Genomic DNA, 17,281 nt, shown 5'->3' on the forward strand with positions numbered 1-17,281 from the left:
TCACATGTTCCGTTCCAGCACACGCACCGTCACCGCCGCTGCCGTCGCGGGGGCGCTCCTGCTGCTCGCCGCACCCGCGGAGGCCGCCGACCCGGCGCCGTCCGGGGTGCAGGTGATCGCGCACCGCGGGGCCGTCGACCGGGCGCCCGAGCACACGCTGGCGGCCTTCGACCAGGCCGTCGCCGACCACGCCGACCGGGTCGGCCTCGACGTGCGGCTGACCGCCGACGGGGTGCCGGTGGTGGTCCACGACGCCGACCTGGCGCGCACCACCGACGTCGAGCAGAAGCTGCCCGGCGCCGGCGGCTACCCCGTGGAGGCCTACACCCTGGCGCAGGTCAAGACCCTCGACGCCGGCAGCTGGTACCCCGGCGGCGGCTACACCGACGCCCGGGTGCTCACCCTCGACGAGGTGCTGACCGAGCTGGCCGGCAGCCGGATCGGGCTCACCCTGGAGGTCAAGAACCCGGCGGTGTACGGCGGCGTCGGCGGCATCGGCGCGACCGTCAAGCAGGTGCTCGACGCGCACCCCGAGTGGTCGGTGGGCCGGGCCGACGGCTCCCCGCGGCTCGTCGTGGAGAGCTTCGACTGGGCGTTCCTGGACGGCCTGCACGCGACGTACCCCGACCTGCCGCTGGTGCTGCTCGGCGACACCGTCGGCGCCGTCGACCTCGACGCCCGGCCCTGGGTCCGGGAGATCGACGCCCGCCACGACACGCTCACCTCCGCCACGGTGCAGAAGGCGCGCGGACTGGGGATCTTCGTAGGCACCTGGACCGCGAACGGCACCGCGGAGCTGCAGCACGCGGTCGACCTCGGCGCCGCCGGGGTGACCACCGACCAGCCCGACCTGCTCCGCACGCTGCTCGTCGGGCAGGCCCGCACCTGGACCGGCGCCTCGTGGCCGGAGCAGCCGCCCACCGTGCGCGCCGACGCGCTCGCCCCCTCCACCGCCCAGGTGGGCGGCCGGGTGCAGGTCAGCGCGCGCGCCGTGACCGCCGCCGACACCCGGGTCCCCTGGCAGACCGTCACCTTCCAGTCCCGGCTGGGCGGGGTCTGGCGGACCGTCGGGTCCAACGCCACCGACGCGCACGGCTGGGCGCTGCTGTCCCTGCCGGTCAACGAGACGATGCGGGTCCGGGTCGTCACCGGCGGCGTGGTGTCCGCGGAGCGGGCCGTCACCGCGGTCACCGCCCCTGTGGTCCCGCCGCCCGGTGCGCCGGGTCCGTCCCTGCACCCGGCCGCCCAGGCCCGTCCCACCACCGCCGGCGCGGACCCCCGCACCAGTGCGGTCAGCAGCGCGGTGTGGCGCGCGATGGCCGGCCGGTCGTGGCGCAAGGGCTGCCCGGTCGGACGGTCCGGGCTGCGGATGCTGCAGGTCAGCTACTGGGGCTTCGACGGGCACCGGCACCGCGGCACGCTGGTCGTGGCCCGCGGCTCGGCGGCCCAGCTCGGCCGGGTGTTCCGCCGGCTCTACGCGCAGCGGCTGCCGGTGCGCTCGCTGCGCCGCCTTGAGACGATGGGCGGCTGGAGCACCGCGGTGGGCCGGGCCCGCCGCGCGGACGCCGGGTTCGGGTTCGCCTGCCAGCGGGTGCCCGGTGACCGGACCCGGACCGGGTCGCACGCGCGCGGCACGATGGTCACGCTGAACCCGTGGGAGAACCCCGCGACGGTCTCGCACGGGGTGCCGGACCGCTGGTGGCTCAGCCGCACCAGGAACCTGCCCTACGTGCACACCGCGAGCAACCCGGTGGTCCGTGCGTTCGCGGCCGAGGGCTTCGCCTGGAGCGGGAAGTACGGCAAGTACGCCGACTTCCGCGACGTGCGCTAGCGGACGTCGGTCTCCACGAACGGCGGCCGGGTCACCGTGAACACCTCGCGGCGGCCCCGGACGTCCACCGAGACCTCCGCGCCGTCGGTGACCTGCGCCGCGACCAGCGCCAGCCCGACGCCGGTGCGGCGGGTGGGCGAGAACGTCCCCGAGGTGACCTCGCCGACCGGTACGTCGGCCGCGAGCAGCACCCGCATGCCGGGGCGCGGGATGCCGCGGCCGGTGGCGACCAGGCCGCGCAGCAGCCGGGCCGCGCCCTGCTCCTTCTCGGCGAGCAGCACGTCGCGGCCCCAGAACGCCGGCTTCTTCCAGCCCACGGCCCAGCCGAGACGGGCCTGGTTGGGGGTCACGTCGAGGCTGATGTCCTGGCCGTGCAGCGGGTAGCCCATCTCGGTGCGCAGGGTGTCCCGGGCGCCGAGGCCGCAGGCCAGCAGGCCGTGGGGCTCGCCCGCCGCGACCAGCGCGTCCCACAGGGCCGGCGCCGCGTCGTTCTCGCAGACCAGCTCGTAGCCGCGCTCGCCGGTGTAGCCGGTGCGGCACACCGTCACCGGGGCGCCGTCGTGCTCGGTCTCCACGAACGACATGTACTCGTGCCCGGTGGGCAGCCCGACGGCCTCCAGGACCTCGTCGCTGCGCGGACCCTGCACGGCGAGCACCGCGTGCGTGGTGTGGTGGTCGACGACCTGCACCTCGCCCGGCACCTCGCCCGGCGCCTCGGCCCGCAGCCGGCGCAGCACCTCGGCGGTGTTCGCGGCGTTCGGCACCAGGAACACCCGCTCCGGGCTGAGCAGGTAGGCGATCAGGTCGTCCACGATGCCGCCGGTCTCCGCGTCGCAGCACAGCGTGTACTGCGCCTTGCCGGGCACGATCTTCGCCAGGTCGTTGCTCAGCGTCGCGTTGACGAAGTCGGCCGCGCCCGGGCCGTGCACCAGCGCCTTGCCGAGGTGGCTGACGTCGAAGATGCCGACCGCCTCGCGGACCGCGGTGTGCTCCTTGATGACGCCCGACCCGGCGTACTCCAGCGGCATCGACCAGCCGCCGAACTCGGCGAACTTCGCGCCCAGCGCGACGTGACGGTCGTGGAGGGGCGACGTGCGCAGCGGGGCGGCGTCGTCGTGAGGGCTGCTCATGGCGCCGAACCTACCGCAGGCCGGGGCGCCGGCCGCGCGGGCTAGAGTGCCACGACAGCCATGCGGGAGACGTCGAAGGAGTCGCTCAGGTGACCAGCTACACCCTGCGCAAGGGCGCCGCCGAGAAGACCAAGGCGGACGTCGTCGTGATCGGGGTCGTCCGCACCCCCAAGGGCCTGCGCGCCGCGCCCGGCGGGGAGGGCGTGGCCTCGGCCTACGGCCGTAAGTTCGCGCCGCTGCTGTCCACGATCGGCTTCACCGCCAAGACCGGCGAGGTCGCCAAGGTGCCGACCGGCGGCCGGATCACCTCGCCGATGCTGATCCTCGTCGGGCTCGGCGAGGACGGCGCGGTCGACGCGACCGCCGTACGCCGGGCTGCCGGTGCCGCGGTGCGCGCCGTCTCCAACGCCGCGTCGGTCGCCGTGGCGCTGCCCGCGGCCGACGAGCAGCACGTCCGCGCGGTCGTCGAGGGCACCATGCTCGGCGGCTACGCCTTCACCGCCTACAAGTCCGGCGCGGACCCCCAGGGACCGGCCGACGTCGTCGTGCTCACCGACACCGCGCGCACCAAGGGCGCCAAGGCGGCCGTGGAGACCGCACGGATCGTCAGCGAGGCCACCGCCCTGGCCCGCGACTGGGTGAACACCCCGCCCGGCGACTTCACCCCCGAGATCTTCGCCGACGCCGTGGTCGCGGAGCACAAGTTCCGCAAGGCCGCCAAGGTCAAGGTCTCCGTGCTCGACGACCAGCAGCTGCGCGACGGCGGCTTCGGCGGCGTGGTCGGTGTGGGTCAGGGCTCGGCGAACCCGCCCCGGCTGGTGCAGCTGAGCTACTCGCCGAAGGGCGCCACCCGGCACCTCGCGCTGGTGGGCAAGGGCATCACCTTCGACTCCGGCGGCCTGAGCATCAAGCCCGGCAGCGCCATGACCACGATGAAGTGCGACATGGCCGGCGCCGCCGCGGTGGTCGCCGCGACGTTCGCCATCGCCGAGCTCGGGCTCCCGGTGCGGGTGACCACCGTGGTCCCGATGGCGGAGAACATGGTCTCCGGCGCCGCGACCCGGCCCGGCGACGTGCTGACGATGTACGGCGGCCGGACCGTCGAGGTGCTGAACACCGACGCCGAGGGCCGGCTGGTGCTGGCCGACGGTCTCGTGCTGGCGAACGAGTCCAAGCCCGACGTGCTGCTCGACGTGGCCACCCTGACCGGCGCCTGCGAGGTCGCGCTCGGGGACCGGGTCACCGGCATCATGGGCAACGACGACGAGCTGGTCCTGCAGACGATCGGCGCGGGCGCGCGGGCCGGGGAGATGCTCTGGCAGCTGCCGATCTCCGCGGAGATGCCGGTCAAGGTGACGACCTACAGCAAGGTCGCGGACCTGATGCAGCACAACACCGACACCTTCGGCGGCGCGCTGTACGCCGCCGCGTTCCTGCAGCAGTTCGTCGGCGAGACCCGGTGGGCGCACCTCGACATCGCCGGCCCCGGCTTCAACAACCGGGCGCCCTACGGTCACGTCGCCAGCGGCGGCACCGGGGCCTCGGTGGCCACCCTGGTCGAGCTCGCCACCGAGCTCTCCGGCTGAGGCACCCGGCGTGGGTCAGCCGGCGCCGTCCTGCTTCATCCGGCGGTTGTACTCGCGCATCCGGGACGGGTAGCCCACGACAGCCGCGTCGTAGGACGGGACGCCGTTCTGGTTGGCGAACCGGTGCGCCCACTCGACCGACGGCACCCGGCGACGGGTCCACTCACCGTCGTGCGCGACCAGCATCATCGTGACCTCGCTGACCGCCGTGCGGGGCTCCACGAACCCCTCGACGCCGCGGCGGGTGGTGGCGAACTCGCGCAGGTGCGCCTCGTCCGCGGCGTCGGACGCCCGCACGGTCGTGCCCACGCCCGATCGACCGGGACGCCGCATCTGGGTGCCACCGCGTCGGCGCAGCCGTTCCTTCCAGCCCATGGCCCCAGTGTGCCCGGCGCAACTGAGGTTTCGCTGAAACTCGCTCGACGCGGCCCCGTGTGCCGCCGCCGCCGAGGGGCACAGGGCGCGCACGGACCCGGTGTGGACAGCACGGACATTGGTGCGAAGATGGCTCCCGGACCGGGCGGGGCGATCCCCCGCCGACCGAACGACAGACCGGAGGACACGGGTGGCGGACAGCGGCGCCGGCAGCTTCAGCTTCGACGTGGTGATCCTCGGGGCCGGTAGCGGAGGCTACGCCTGCGCCCTGCGCGCCGCGGAGCTCGGCCTGACCGTGGCCCTCGTCGAGAAGGGCAAGCTCGGCGGCACCTGCCTGCACGTCGGCTGCATCCCCACCAAGGCCCTGCTGCACGCGGCGGAGGTCGCCGACTCCGCCCGCGAGTCCGAGCAGTTCGGCGTGAACGCCACGTTCGAGGGCATCGACATGGGCGGCGTCAACAAGTACAAGGACGGCGTCGTCTCCCGGCTCTTCAAGGGCCTGGCCGGCCTGGTCAAGGGCCGCGGCGTGACCGTCGTCGAGGGTGAGGGCCGCCTCGTCGGCGAGCGCACCGTCGAGGTCAACGGCGCCCGGTACGTCGGCGGCGCGGTCGTGCTGGCCTCCGGCTCCTACTCCCGCACGCTGCCCGGCCTCGAGGTCGACGGCAGCCGGGTGATGACCTCCGAGCACGCGCTGGCCCTCGACCACGTCCCCAGCTCGGTGATCGTGCTCGGCGGCGGCGTCATCGGCTGCGAGTTCGCCAGCGTCTGGCGCTCCTTCGGCGCGGACGTCACGATCGTCGAGGCGCTGCCCCGGCTGGTCGCAGCCGAGGACGAGGCCGTCTCCAAGGTCCTCGAGCGCGCGTTCAAGAAGCGCGGGATCACGGTCAACGCCGGCACCCCGTTCGAGTCCGTCGAGCACACCGCGGACGGCGTGCGGGTCACCGTCTCGGGCGGGGCGACCATCGACGCCGAGCTGCTGCTGGTGGCCGTCGGTCGTGGACCGTCCACCTCCGGCCTCGGGTACGACGAGCAGGGCGTGGTCATGGACCGCGGCTTCGTGCTCACCGACGAGCGGCTGCGCACCAACCTGGAGGGCGTCTACGCCGTCGGCGACATCGTCCCGGGCCTGCAGCTCGCGCACCGCGGCTTCCAGCAGGGCATCTTCGTCGCCGAGCAGATCGCCGGTCTCGAGCCGGCCCCGATCGACGAGACCGCGATCCCCCCGGGTCACCTACAGCGACCCCGAGATCGCCTCCGTGGGCCTGGACGAGGCGACCGCCCGGTCGACGTACGGGGACGACGCGGTCGAGACGCTGACCTACGACCTCGGCGGCAACGGCAAGAGCCAGATCCTCAAGACCCAGGGCTTCGTCAAGCTCGTGCGTCGGGTGGACGGACCCGTGGTCGGCGTCCACATGATCGGGGCCCGCGTCGGCGAGCTCGTCGGCGAGGCCCAGCTGATCTACGGCTGGGAGGCGCACCCCGAGGACGTCGCACCGCTGGTGCACGCCCACCCCACCCAGAACGAGGCTCTCGGCGAGGCGCACCTCGCGCTGGCCGGCAAGCCCCTGCACGCGCACTCGTAGACTCACGCCCAGACTTCACCCGCGCAGCCGCCCAACCCTAGGAGCGAAGGAACGCATGGCGACCTCAGTCACCCTCCCCGCACTCGGCGAGTCCGTCACCGAAGGGACCGTCACCCGCTGGCTCAAGCAGCCGGGTGACCAGGTCGCCGTCGACGAGCCGCTGCTGGAGGTGTCGACCGACAAGGTCGACACCGAGATCCCCTCCCCCGTGGCGGGCACGCTCCTCGAGATCAAGGCCGCGGAGGACGAGACCGTCGAGGTCGGCGCCGAGCTCTGCACGATCGGCGGCGAGGACGAGTCCTCCGGCTCCTCCGACGGCGGTGGCCAGGAGGCCGCGCCGTCCGACGAGCAGCAGGACGCGCAGTCCGCCCAGGAGGCCCCGGCCGCCGGGTCCGACCCCGACGAGGGTGCGGACCGCAAGACCGAGACCGAGACCGCCCCGCCGGCCGCGCAGACCGACGACGCTCCCCCGGCCCAGGAGACCGCGCCGAACAGCGCGAACACCGCGCCCGAGCAGCAGGCCTCGCAGTCCGGTACGTCGGGTGGTGAGGGCTCCGGCACGTCCGTGACGCTGCCCGCCCTGGGCGAGTCCGTCACCGAGGGCACCGTCACCCGCTGGCTCAAGCAGGTCGGTGACGACGTCGCCGTCGACGAGCCGCTGCTCGAGGTGTCCACCGACAAGGTCGACACCGAGATCCCCTCCCCGGTCGCCGGCAAGCTGCTGGAGATCAAGGTCGCGGAGGACGAGACCGTCGAGGTCGGCGCCGAGCTGGCCGTGATCGGGTCGGGCGACGCCGCCCCGTCCGGTGGCGGCGAGCAGTCCGCGCCGCCCGCCGAGGAGAAGCAGGCCGAGCCGGAGCCCGAGCCGGAGCCCGAGCCGGAGCCCGAGCCGGAGCCCGAGCCCGCGAAGCAGCCGGAGCCCGCCCAGCAGGCCGCGCCGGCCGCCGAGCAGGCACCGGCACCGACCAAGCAGGCCGAGCCGACCGGCACCTCGGCCCCGTCCGCGGACGCCGAGGGTCCCTACGTCACCCCGCTGGTCCGCAAGATGGCCGCCGACCAGGGCGTGGACCTGTCCACCCTGACCGGCAGCGGCGTCGGGGGCCGGATCCGCAAGCAGGACGTGCTCGACGCGGCCGCCAAGGCCAAGGAGGCCGCGGCCAAGCCGGCCGAGGCCGCCCCGAGCGCTCCCGCGGCGTCGGCCCCGAAGGCGCCGGCGGCAGGCGCACCGAGCCCGCTGCGCGGCAAGACCGAGCCGATGACGCGGCTGCGCAAGGTGATCGCCAAGCGGATGGTCGAGTCGTTGCAGGTCTCGGCCCAGCTGACCACGGTCGTCGAGGTCGACGTCACGAACATCGCCCGGCTCCGCGACGCGGTGAAGGCGGAGTTCGCCGAGCGCGAGGGCGTGAAGCTGTCCTTCCTGCCGTTCTTCGCGAAGGCGGCGGTGGACTGCCTCAAGGAGTACCCGTCGCTGAACTCCTCGATCGACAGCGAGAAGGGCGAGGTCACCTACTACGACCACGAGAACCTCTCGGTCGCGGTGGACACCGAGAAGGGCCTGCTCACCCCGGTCATCAAGGACGCCGGCGACCTGTCGATCGCGGGCCTGGCCCGCAAGATCGCCGACGTCGCCGACCGGACCCGCAACAACAAGATCGGCCCGGACGAGCTCGCCGGTGGCACCTTCACGCTGACCAACACCGGCAGCCGGGGCGCGCTGTTCGACACCCCGATCATCAACCAGCCCCAGGTCGCCATCCTGGGCACCGGTGCGGTGGTCAAGCGGGCCGTGGTCATCGACGACGCGAACCTCGGCGAGACCATCGCCGTGCGCCGCATGGTCTACCTCGCGCTGACCTACGACCACCGGATCGTGGACGGCGCCGATGCCGCCCGCTTCCTCACGGCGGTCAAGCAGCGCCTCGAGTCCGGCACCTTCGAGGTCTGACCCGCTCCTCCCGATAGTCCGTGACGAACTTGTCGTCGTACCGCCCTGGTCACGACAAGTTCGTCACGGACTATCTGCGTCGTGGGGCGGGCAGGGGTGTGGACGGGTCCCGTAGGTTCGGGGCATGAAGCTCGTTCTCGCCGGCGTCTCCGGCTTCCTCGGCACCGCCTGGCGCGACCACCTCGCCCGGGAGGGCCACGAGGTCGTCCGGCTGGTCCGCGGCGAGGCCCTCTCGGCCAGCGAGTCCTCCTGGGACCCGTACGCCGGCAAGGTCGACCGCGCGGTCATCGAGGACGCCGACGTGGTCTCCACCCTGTCCGGCGCCCCGCTCGCGCACTGGCCGTGGACGGAGTCCTACAAGCGCACCTTCACCGCCAGCCGGGTCGCCACCACCCGCACGCTGGCCGAGGCCGTCGCCGCCTCGGACCGCAAGCCGGCGTTCGTCGCGCAGAACGGCATCGCCGGGTACGGCGACCGCGGCGACGCCCCGCTGACCGAGGAGTCGGCGTTCGACGCCGACACGTTCATGGGCCGGGTCACCCGCGCCTGGCAGGACGCGGCGTCCCCGGCGTCCGAGGCCGGCGCCCGGGTCGCGGTGATGCGGACCGGGATCATCCTCGACAAGCGCGGCGGCGCCCTGGAAGCCGTTGCTGCTGCTGTTCAAGGCGGGGCTCGGCGGCCCGGTCGGCCCCGGCACGCAGTACTTCTCCACGATCTCGATGCCGGACTGGGTGCGGGCCGCCACCCATCTCGCCACCCACGAGGGCTCGTCCGGGGTCTACAACGTGTCCGGCCCGGGCGCGACCACCAACGCGGAGTTCGGCAAGGAGCTCGGCCGGATGCTGCACCGGCCCTCGCTGCTGCGGGCGCCGGCCGCACCGATCCGCGCGGTCGTCGGCGACGTGTCCTCCGAGCTGCTGAACTCGACCCGCGTGGAGCCGGCCCGGCTGCTCGCCGAGGGCTTCGTGTTCGAGCACCCCACGCTGAACGCACGGCTGGCGGCCGCGCTCACCTGAGCGGCTCCCCACCTGACCGACCGAGCGCCGGGCCGCGCCGCCAGAGTCGCCGGGTCAGCGGGGTTCGGACCGCCGTTTCGCGCCGGGTGGGCGGGGTGCGGACGGGCAGGACGGACACCACCCGCCAGGCCCCGTCGGCTCCGCGCCGCAACGTCACGGTGCGCGCGTCCGGCCGGTCCCGGGGCAGCGCGACCCGCCGGCCGGCGCCGACCGCGACCGCCCCGTCCAGCCGGTCGGTGACCTCCAGGCGCAGCCGCCGGGGACGCTCGTCGAGCACCCGCAGCGCGAGCACCTGGGTCCGCATGCCCTCGACGACCAGCCCGCGTCGCCGGTAGCCGGTCAGCACGTGCAGGTCGGAGCGTGCGGCGGCCGAGCGGGCGACGTACAGCCGGCGCAGCTGCCGGACCGAGCCGGCGGCGTACGCGGCGGCGCGCTGCTCGTCCCACGCGCGCAGCACGTCGGCGGCCGGGACGTCCACCGCGCCGACGTCCGCGCCGACGTCCGGCTCCGGGCTGGCCGCCCGCGTCTCCGCGGGCCGCTCCCCTGCCCGCAGCACCAGTCCGGTGCCGAGCAGGGCCAGCAGCAGCACGAGCACGAGCACGAGCCGGGACCGGGTCACCGGACCAGCGTGGACCAGCTCGCCGAACGGCGTCGGCGCTCGTCCACAGGCCGCGACCGGGACGCCTCAGGCCCGGTGCCGCGGCTCCGCCTGGTCCGTCGGGTCGACCGGCTCGGCACCGACCGGTTCCGGGCCGACCGGTTCCGGGTCGACCGGTTCCGGGCCGACCGGTTCCACGTCGACCGGTTGCGGGCCGACCCGTTCCGGGCCGACCGCGTCCGCCCCGACCTGCACCCCGTCCGGGCTGCCGACGTGCAGCATCTCCGCGGTCGCCCGGTCCGCGTGGTCCGGCGTGTGCCACAGCCGGGAGGGCCACCAGATCCGCGGGCCGAGGTCGTACGCGAGGGCGGGGACCAGCAGGGTCCGCACGACCAGGGTGTCCAGCAGCACGCCGAACGCGACGATGAACGCGATCTGCGCCAGGAACAGGATCGGCACCACGCCCAGCGCCGCGAAGGTGGCCGCCAGCACGACACCGGCCGAGGTGATCACCCCGCCGGTGACCGACAGCCCCTTCAGCACGCCCGGATGGGTCCCCTGCCTGACGGACTCCTCCCGCACCCGCGTCATCAGGAAGATCGAGTAGTCGATGCCGAGCGCCACCAGGAACACGAAACCGATCAGCGAGATCGACGGGTCGGTCGCCGGGAAGTCGAAGACGTGGTTGAACATCACCGCGCTGATGCCGATGGTCGCGCCGAACGACAGCACGTTGGCCAGCACCAGCAGCAGCGGCGCGGCGAGCGAGCGGAGCAGCAGGGCGAGGACGATGAAGATGACGACCAGGATCGCCGGGATCACCCGGGCCCGGTCGGCGTCGGTGGTGTCGCGGGCGTCGAGCTGGATCGCGGTGTTCCCGCCGACGAGCACCTCGGGGCTGACCCGGTCGAGGTCGGTCCGCAGGGCACGCACCGTGTCGGCGGCCGCCGCGGACTCCGCGGAGCCCTTCAGCGTGGCGAGCACCACCACGTCGCCGTCGACCACCTTGGGAGCCGGCGGCGTCGAGCCGGTGGCCGGGCCCGACGGCAGGTAGCTCACCCCGTCGGAGACGATCCCGTCCTCGGCCCGCACGGCCGCGATCACCTTCTCCACGTCGTCCTGCGGCGTGATGACCACGACCGGGCTGGACTGGTCGCTCGGGAAGTGCCGGTCGAGGATGTCCTGGGCCTTGACCGAGTCGACCCGGGTCAGGAACGTGTCGGTCTGCGGCACCGGGTCCTCGTCGAGGGTCGGCACGAACGCCGCGCACGCGGCCAGCCCGAGGAAGGTCACCACCCAGACCGTGCGGGCCCGCCGGCCGACGAGCCGGGCCACCCCGCCCCACAGGCCGCGCGCGTCCTTGTGCTCCGAGCCGTACATCGGGCGGAACGGCCAGTAGGCCCAGCGGCCCAGGAGCAGCAGCGCCGCCGGCAGCAGGGTGAGCGCGGAGAGCATCGCGCCCGCGATGCCGATCGCGCCGACCGGACCGAGCCCGCGCAGGCTGGAGAGGTCGGAGAGCAGCAGGCACAGCAGCCCCAGGATCACGGTGACGCCGGAGGCGACGATCGGCTCGAACGCGCGACGGTAGGCCCGCCGCATCGCGAGGTACACCGACTCCTCGTCGCGCAGCTCCTCGCGGAACCGCGAGACCAGCAGCAACGAGTAGTCGGTGGCGGCGCCGAGCGCGAGGATGAACAAGATCCCCTGGCTCTGGCCGTTGAGGTCGAGCACGTCGTTCCTGGCCAGCGCGTAGATCGCCGCCGAGGCGAGGCCGAGGGCGAGCAGCGCCGAGATGATCACCACCAGCGGCAGGATGATCGTGCGGTAGACCACCACCAGGATCACCAGGATCACCAGCAGCGCGACGACCAGCAGGATGCCGTCGATGGCCCCGAACGCGGTGATGAAGTCGCCGAGGATGCCGCCCTGTCCGCCGACCAGCGCGGTCAGCCCGGCGGGCGGGTCGTCCACCACGTCGCGGATCGCGGCGACGGCCGTCTGGATCTCCTCGCCGTCCGAGGACGCGACCGGCACGACGATCTGCGCGGCGGTGCCGTCCGCGGAGTACGACGGGGCGGCGACCGCTGCCGCGTCGACGTGCGCGACGTCCTTGAGGTTGGCGCCGTACCCGGCGATCGCCCGCTTGTCGGCGGCGGTCAGCCCGCCCGGCCGCTCGAAGACGACCGTCGTGGGCAGCGACTCCTGCCCGGTGAACGTCAGGAACTCGTTGAGCACCCGGGTGGACTCGGTGCTCTTCGGCAGGAAGGAGGCGTTGTCGTTCTTCTGCACCTCCGCGAGCCGGCCGGCGAACGACCCCAGCGGTCCACCCACGAACAGCCACAGCAGGACCACGACGACGGGCAGCACCCAGCGCTTGGACCGGCCGGGACCGTCGGTGCGGACGGGCGTGCTGGCGTGCGCCATCGGGTTCTCCCTCGCTGCGGCGCCGGCCCCCGCGGGCCGGACTCCCTGGTTCCACATCCTTCCGCATCCCTCCGACGCCGTTCCAGGTGCCTCGGGGGGCGGGCGTAGTCTCGGGCGCGTGGACGACCTGATCTTCGAGACCGTCGGCTTCGGCGAGGACGCCGTGGAGTACGTCGCCGCGTGGGACCTGCAGCGCGAGGTGCACGCCCGGGTGGTAGCCGGCGCGCCGGGCACCGTGCTGCTGCTCGAGCACCCCGCGGTGTTCACCGCCGGCAAGCGCACCGAGCCGCACGAGCGGCCGGCCGGCGACGACGTGCCGGTCATCGACGTCGACCGCGGCGGCAAGATCACCTTCCACGGGCCCGGCCAGCTGGTCGGCTACCCGATCGTCCGGCTGCCCGACCACGTGCTCGTCGTGGACTACGTGCGCCGGGTCGAGGAGGCGCTGATCCTCGCCTGCGCCGAGCTCGGCGTCGCCACCGCCCGGGTCCCGGGCCGCAGCGGCGTCTGGGTCGCCGAGGACGAGCGCGGCCCGGAGCGCAAGGTCGCCGCACTCGGCATCCGGGTCAGCCGCGGCGTGACCATGCACGGGTTCGCGGTCAACTGCGACGTCGACCTGGGGTGGTACGACCGCTTCGTGCCGTGCGGCATCAGCGACGCCGGCGTCACCAGCCTGTCCGCCGAGCTCGGCCGCGAAGTGACGGTCGAGGAGGTCGCGCCGGTGGTCGAGCGGCACGTCCGCGCGCTGCTCGCCTGGACGCCGTACGACGCCACGCCGGACTACCCGGCCAAGCCCGAACCGGGTCGCGTGCGACTCATCACGCCCGCGCTCTGACCCCTGGGGGCCGCGCCGTCGGCGTGTCCACGGGCGCCGCGCGGCACCCCTGCAGCAGACTCGACGGATGCCAGGCAGCGGAGAGCTCGTCGTCGAGACGACGGGTCTGCACAAGGAGTTCCGGACCCGTCGCGGTCGTCGCGTCGTGGCCGTGGACCACCTCGACCTCGCCGTCCCCGCCGGCGGTGTGCACGGCTTCCTCGGGCCGAACGGCTCGGGCAAGACCACCACGATCCGGATGCTGCTCGGGCTCGCGCGCCCCAGCGAGGGCCGGATGCGGCTGTTCGGCGAGCCGGTCCCCCAGCACCTCCCGGCGGTGATGAGCCGGGTCGGCGCGGTCGTGGAGCAGCCGAAGTTCGTGCCGTCGTTCACCGGCCGGCACAACCTCGCCCTGCTCGCGCACACGGTCGGGGTGAGCAGCCGCGACGTCGACGCCGCGCTCGCCCAGGTCGGGCTCACCGGCCGGGAGAAGGAGCGCTACAAGGGCTACTCGCTCGGCATGAAGCAGCGTCTCGCGATCGCGGCGACCCTGTTGAAGTCCCCGGATCTGCTGATCCTCGACGAGCCGACCAACGGGCTCGACCCGGCGGGCATCCGCGACATCCGCACGATGATCCGCGAGCTCGGGGAGAGCGGCGTGACCGTGCTGCTCAGCTCGCACATCCTGGCCGAGGTCCAGCAGGTCTGCCACTCGGTGTCGATCATCGGCAAGGGCCGGCTGCTCGCCTCCGGCGCGGTCGAGGACCTCGTCGGCGAGCAGAGCGTCAAGCAGGTGCGGGTCTCGGTGGCCGACCCGGCGTCCGCGCAGCGGATCCTGGAGACCGCCCGGTTCCGGGTCACCCGGGACGGCGACCGGCTGCTGGTCGAGGGCGCCGACCGGGCCGAGCACATCACCCGGGTCCTGGCCGACCGGCAGATCTACGTCCGTGAGCTGACCCCGGTGCGCGCCGACCTGGAGTCCGTGTTCCTCCGGCTCACCCAGGACACCTCGCTGCACGCGACCGGGCCGCAGCGGCCGGCGGTCGCGACCGCCCCGACCGACGGAGGTGCCGCATGAGGCTGCTGCGCGTCGAGCTCTCCCGCTTCTGCTCCCGCCGGGCGGTGGTGCTGCTGCTGCTGACCGCCGCGCTGCTGACCGCCCTGCTCGCGGGCACCACGCTCTGGAACACCCGACCGGTCAGCGCCACCGAGCTCGCCGAGGCGCAGGCCCAGGTCCGCGAACAGATGAGCCAGCCGGCCTTCCAGCAGGACCTGCAGACCTGCCGCGACGACCCGGAGGACTTCTTCGGCCCTGGGTCGGACGCCGCGGACTGCGACGCCAACCTGGTGCCGCAGCCGGAGAACTACCTCAACCGGACCACCCTCGACCTCCGCCAGGAGGCGCGCGGCACCGGCATCGCGGTGATCGTCCTCGTGTCCGCGCTGATGATCCTGGTCGGCACCACCTACGCCGGGGCCGACTGGGCGACCGGCTCGATGAGCAACCAGCTGCTGTTCGAGCCGCGGCGGCTGAAGGTCTGGGGCACCAAGGCGCTCACCGCGTTCCTCGTCTGCGGGGTGGTCGCCGGCGTCCTCCTCGGCGCGTTCTGGGTCGCGCTGTCGCTGACCGCCGACGCGCGCGGCATCGCGACCACCACCCCGGTGCTCGAGCAGATCCGCTGGATGACCGCGCGCGGCGTCGCGCTGGCCGCCCTCGGCGGGCTCGGCGGCTACGCGCTGACCATGCTGCTGCGGCACACCGTCGGCACCCTCGCGCTGCTCTTCGTGTACGCCGCCGGTGGCGAGGCCCTGCTCGCGATCCTGCCGCTGGACGGGTCCTCCCGGTTCAGCCCGAGCTACAACGTGTTCGCCTGGATCCGCGACGGCATCCGGGTCTACGACCAGAGCGTCGTGTGCCGGCCGAGCCAGGCCGCGGCGTGCGACCAGCGGATCACGATCAGCCTGGTCGACGGGGCGTCGTACCTCGCGGTGCTGCTGGTCGTCACGCTGCTGGTCTCCGCGGTCCTGTTCCGCCGCCGCGACGTGCCCTGACCCGTAGCTCCCCGCGGGGAACCCGCTCCGGCAGCGGTGACCGGAGGCGACCCCTGGGTCACTGATATCCGACCGATGTCGGATCTCTGGCGGATTGGGGCGGCCCCCACCTGCGGCGTACAGTGAGGCGTGTGACCCAAGCCCCCACCCAGCCAGGATCCAGCACGCCCGGGACCCCCGTCCCGGAAGGTCGCAAGCTGCTCCGCCTCGAGGTGCGCAACGCGCAGACCCCGATCGAGCGCAAGCCGGAGTGGATCAAGACCCGCGCCACCATGGGCCCGCAGTACCGCGAGCTGCAGAACCTCGTGAAGTCCGAGGGCCTGCACACCGTGTGCCAGGAAGCGGGCTGCCCCAACATCTTCGAGTGCTGGGAGGACCGCGAGGCGACGTTCCTCATCGGCGGCGACCAGTGCACCCGCCGCTGCGACTTCTGCCAGATCGACACCGGCAAGCCCGAGCCGCTCGACCGGGACGAGCCCCGCCGGGTCGCCGAGAGCGTGCAGAAGATGCAGCTGCGCTACGCCACCATCACCGGCGTGGCCCGCGACGACCTGCCCGACGGCGGCGCGTGGCTCTACGCCGAGACCGTCAAGCAGATCCACGCGCTGAACCCGGACACCGGCGTCGAGAACCTGATCCCGGACTTCAACGGCCGGCCCGACCAGCTCCTCGAGGTCTTCGAGTCCCGTCCCGAGGTGCTCGCGCACAACGTGGAGACGGTGCCGCGGATCTTCAAGAGGATCCGCCCGGCCTTCCGCTACGACCGCTCGCTCGACGTGATCACCCAGGCCCGCGCGTTCGGCCTGGTCACCAAGTCCAACCTGATCCTGGGCATGGGCGAGACCCGCGAGGAGATCTCGCAGGCGCTGCGGGACCTGCACGCGGCCGGCTGCGAGCTGATCACGATCACCCAGTACCTCCGCCCCTCCCCGCGGCACCACCCCGTCGAGCGCTGGGTCAAGCCGGAGGAGTTCGTCGAGATGAAGGACGAGGCCGACGAGATCGGGTTCGCCGGCGTGATGTCCGGGCCGCTCGTGCGCTCGTCCTACCGCGCCGGCCGGCTCTACCAGCAGGCGATGGCGGCCCGCGAGGCCGGGTCGGCCAGCCGGTCCGCCTGAGCCGGCCAGCCCGGCTCTGCGACAATGACGCGTCGGAACCCAGTCAGCACCGCACAGAACAGCAGAGGCAGCACCTGATGGCCAAGAAGGACGCGGCAGCCCCCGAGAAGGAGGGCCGCCTCAAGCAGATCGCCCTCGTCTACAAGATGACGAAGAAGACCGACCCGCGGATCGGGCTGATCCTGCTGGGTGTCTTCGTGCTCACCGCGGCGATCGCCTTCGGGGTGTTCACGCTGGTGCCGGGCGGCTGGATCTTCGACCTGGTCACCGCGGTCCTGTTCGGCCTGCTGGCCGTGCTGATCGTCTTCGGACGGCGCGCCCAGAAGTCGCAGTACGCCCAGATCGACGGGCAGCCCGGTGCCGCCGCGGCCGTCCTCGGCCAGCTCAAGCGCGGCTGGAAGGTCGACCCCGGCATCGCCTTCAACCGCCAGCAGGACCTCGTGCACCGCGTCGTCGGCCCGCCCGGGATCGTGCTGGTCGGCGAGGGCAACCCCACCCGGCTCAAGTCGCTGCTGGCCACCGAGCGCCGCAAGCACGAGCGGGTCGCCTCCGAGACGCCCATCTACGAGGTCGTCAGCGGCACCGGCGAGGGCGCCGTACCCGTGCCGAAGCTGTCGCGCCACGTGACCAAGCTCGGCCGCAACATCAAGCCGGCCGAGATGACCGACGTGCTCCAGCGGCTGCGGGCGCTGGACGCCAACCGGTCCAACATGCCGATCCCGAAGGGTCCCGTGCCGACCAGCATGAAGGGCGCCCGCGGGAACATGCGGGGCCGCTGAGGTCAGACGGCCGGCAGCGCCGCTGGA

Annotated in this window: 15 protein-coding genes and 2 pseudogenes; 12 read left to right on the plus strand and 5 right to left on the minus strand. The window is 73.4% G+C overall.

Going from position 1 to position 17,281, the window contains the following annotated elements; genetic code table 11:
* The first annotated feature begins 4 nt into the window (after nucleotides 1-4).
* Entirely contained in the window at nucleotides 5-1,831 is a 1,827-nt protein-coding gene (locus tag KRR39_RS12400) for a glycerophosphodiester phosphodiesterase family protein (RefSeq protein ID WP_216937306.1), read from the plus strand.
* On the opposite strand, the gene gcvT is transcribed toward KRR39_RS12400, so the two are convergent.
* On the minus strand, nucleotides 1,828-2,961 hold the full coding sequence (gene gcvT / locus KRR39_RS12405; RefSeq protein ID WP_216937307.1) for a glycine cleavage system aminomethyltransferase GcvT: 1,134 nt from the start codon (nucleotides 2,959-2,961) through the stop codon (nucleotides 1,828-1,830). The two genes, KRR39_RS12400 and gcvT, sit on opposite strands and share 4 nt — an antisense overlap.
* 89 nt (nucleotides 2,962-3,050) lie before the next feature.
* Here gcvT and KRR39_RS12410 point away from each other — a divergent pair, with 89 nt between their 5' ends.
* Complete coding sequence (locus KRR39_RS12410; protein ID WP_216937308.1) at nucleotides 3,051-4,547, plus strand: leucyl aminopeptidase; 1,497 nt, start codon at nucleotides 3,051-3,053, stop codon at nucleotides 4,545-4,547.
* Between the two features lie 15 nt (nucleotides 4,548-4,562).
* On the opposite strand, the gene KRR39_RS12415 is transcribed toward KRR39_RS12410, so the two are convergent.
* Nucleotides 4,563-4,922 (minus strand): hypothetical protein, encoded by a 360-nt coding sequence (locus KRR39_RS12415; protein ID WP_254185104.1) that lies wholly within the window; start codon nucleotides 4,920-4,922, stop codon nucleotides 4,563-4,565.
* A gap of 229 nt (nucleotides 4,923-5,151) precedes the next feature.
* Here KRR39_RS12415 and KRR39_RS26530 point away from each other — a divergent pair.
* The 4 genes and pseudogenes from KRR39_RS26530 to KRR39_RS26115 form a co-directional block, all read left to right on the plus strand.
* Nucleotides 5,152-6,021 (plus strand): annotated as a pseudogene (locus tag KRR39_RS26530) (FAD-dependent oxidoreductase); the annotation flags it as partial.
* A 157-nt stretch (nucleotides 6,022-6,178) separates the two neighbouring features.
* Nucleotides 6,179-6,508 (plus strand): oxidoreductase dimerization domain-containing protein, encoded by a 330-nt coding sequence (locus KRR39_RS26535; RefSeq protein WP_254185731.1) that lies wholly within the window; start codon nucleotides 6,179-6,181, stop codon nucleotides 6,506-6,508.
* 55 nt (nucleotides 6,509-6,563) lie between these two features.
* Entirely contained in the window at nucleotides 6,564-8,453 is a 1,890-nt protein-coding gene (gene sucB, locus KRR39_RS12425; protein WP_216937309.1) for a 2-oxoglutarate dehydrogenase, E2 component, dihydrolipoamide succinyltransferase, read from the plus strand.
* Nucleotides 8,454-8,577: 124 nt separating this feature from the next.
* A pseudogene (locus KRR39_RS26115) lies at nucleotides 8,578-8,898 on the plus strand (NAD-dependent epimerase/dehydratase family protein); the annotation flags it as partial.
* On the opposite strand, the gene KRR39_RS24825 reads toward KRR39_RS26115, so the two are convergent.
* On the minus strand, nucleotides 8,808-9,068 hold the full coding sequence (locus KRR39_RS24825; protein ID WP_254185105.1) for a hypothetical protein: 261 nt from the start codon (nucleotides 9,066-9,068) through the stop codon (nucleotides 8,808-8,810). The pseudogene KRR39_RS26115 and the gene KRR39_RS24825 overlap by 91 nt on opposite strands.
* 32 nt (nucleotides 9,069-9,100) lie before the next feature.
* Here KRR39_RS24825 and KRR39_RS12435 point away from each other — a divergent pair, with 32 nt between their 5' ends.
* A complete protein-coding gene (locus KRR39_RS12435; protein ID WP_216937310.1) occupies nucleotides 9,101-9,469 on the plus strand; it encodes a DUF1731 domain-containing protein in 369 nt (122 codons plus the stop codon).
* On the opposite strand, the gene KRR39_RS12440 is transcribed toward KRR39_RS12435, so the two are convergent.
* Nucleotides 9,462-10,088, minus strand: a complete 627-nt coding sequence (locus KRR39_RS12440) for a hypothetical protein (protein WP_216937311.1) — start codon at nucleotides 10,086-10,088, stop codon at nucleotides 9,462-9,464. The genes KRR39_RS12435 and KRR39_RS12440 overlap by 8 nt on opposite strands.
* 66 nt (nucleotides 10,089-10,154) lie before the next feature.
* Nucleotides 10,155-12,491, minus strand: a complete 2,337-nt coding sequence (locus KRR39_RS12445; RefSeq protein ID WP_216937312.1) for an MMPL family transporter — start codon at nucleotides 12,489-12,491, stop codon at nucleotides 10,155-10,157.
* A 118-nt stretch (nucleotides 12,492-12,609) separates the two neighbouring features.
* On the opposite strand from KRR39_RS12445, the gene lipB reads away from it, so the two are divergent.
* From lipB to KRR39_RS12470, 5 genes are all read left to right on the plus strand, one after another.
* The gene (gene lipB / locus KRR39_RS12450; RefSeq protein ID WP_216937313.1) at nucleotides 12,610-13,326 is read left to right on the plus strand and encodes a lipoyl(octanoyl) transferase LipB; all 717 of its coding nucleotides are present in this window, start codon (nucleotides 12,610-12,612) and stop codon (nucleotides 13,324-13,326) included.
* A gap of 67 nt (nucleotides 13,327-13,393) precedes the next feature.
* Nucleotides 13,394-14,383, plus strand: a complete 990-nt coding sequence (locus KRR39_RS12455; RefSeq protein ID WP_216937315.1) for an ABC transporter ATP-binding protein — start codon at nucleotides 13,394-13,396, stop codon at nucleotides 14,381-14,383.
* Nucleotides 14,380-15,357, plus strand: coding sequence for a hypothetical protein (locus KRR39_RS12460; RefSeq protein ID WP_216937317.1), 978 nt, complete (start codon nucleotides 14,380-14,382; stop codon nucleotides 15,355-15,357). The genes KRR39_RS12455 and KRR39_RS12460 overlap by 4 nt, the downstream gene beginning before the upstream one ends.
* Before the next feature lie 131 nt (nucleotides 15,358-15,488).
* Complete coding sequence (lipA, locus tag KRR39_RS12465; RefSeq protein ID WP_254185106.1) at nucleotides 15,489-16,475, plus strand: lipoyl synthase; 987 nt, start codon at nucleotides 15,489-15,491, stop codon at nucleotides 16,473-16,475.
* 77 nt (nucleotides 16,476-16,552) lie between these two features.
* On the plus strand, nucleotides 16,553-17,254 hold the full coding sequence (locus KRR39_RS12470) for a DUF4191 domain-containing protein (protein WP_216937319.1): 702 nt from the start codon (nucleotides 16,553-16,555) through the stop codon (nucleotides 17,252-17,254).
* Nucleotides 17,255-17,281: the final 27 nt, after the last annotated feature.

Source organism: Nocardioides panacis (assembly GCF_019039255.1).
In the GTDB taxonomy this organism is placed as follows: Bacteria; Actinomycetota; Actinomycetes; order Propionibacteriales; family Nocardioidaceae; genus Nocardioides_B; species Nocardioides_B panacis.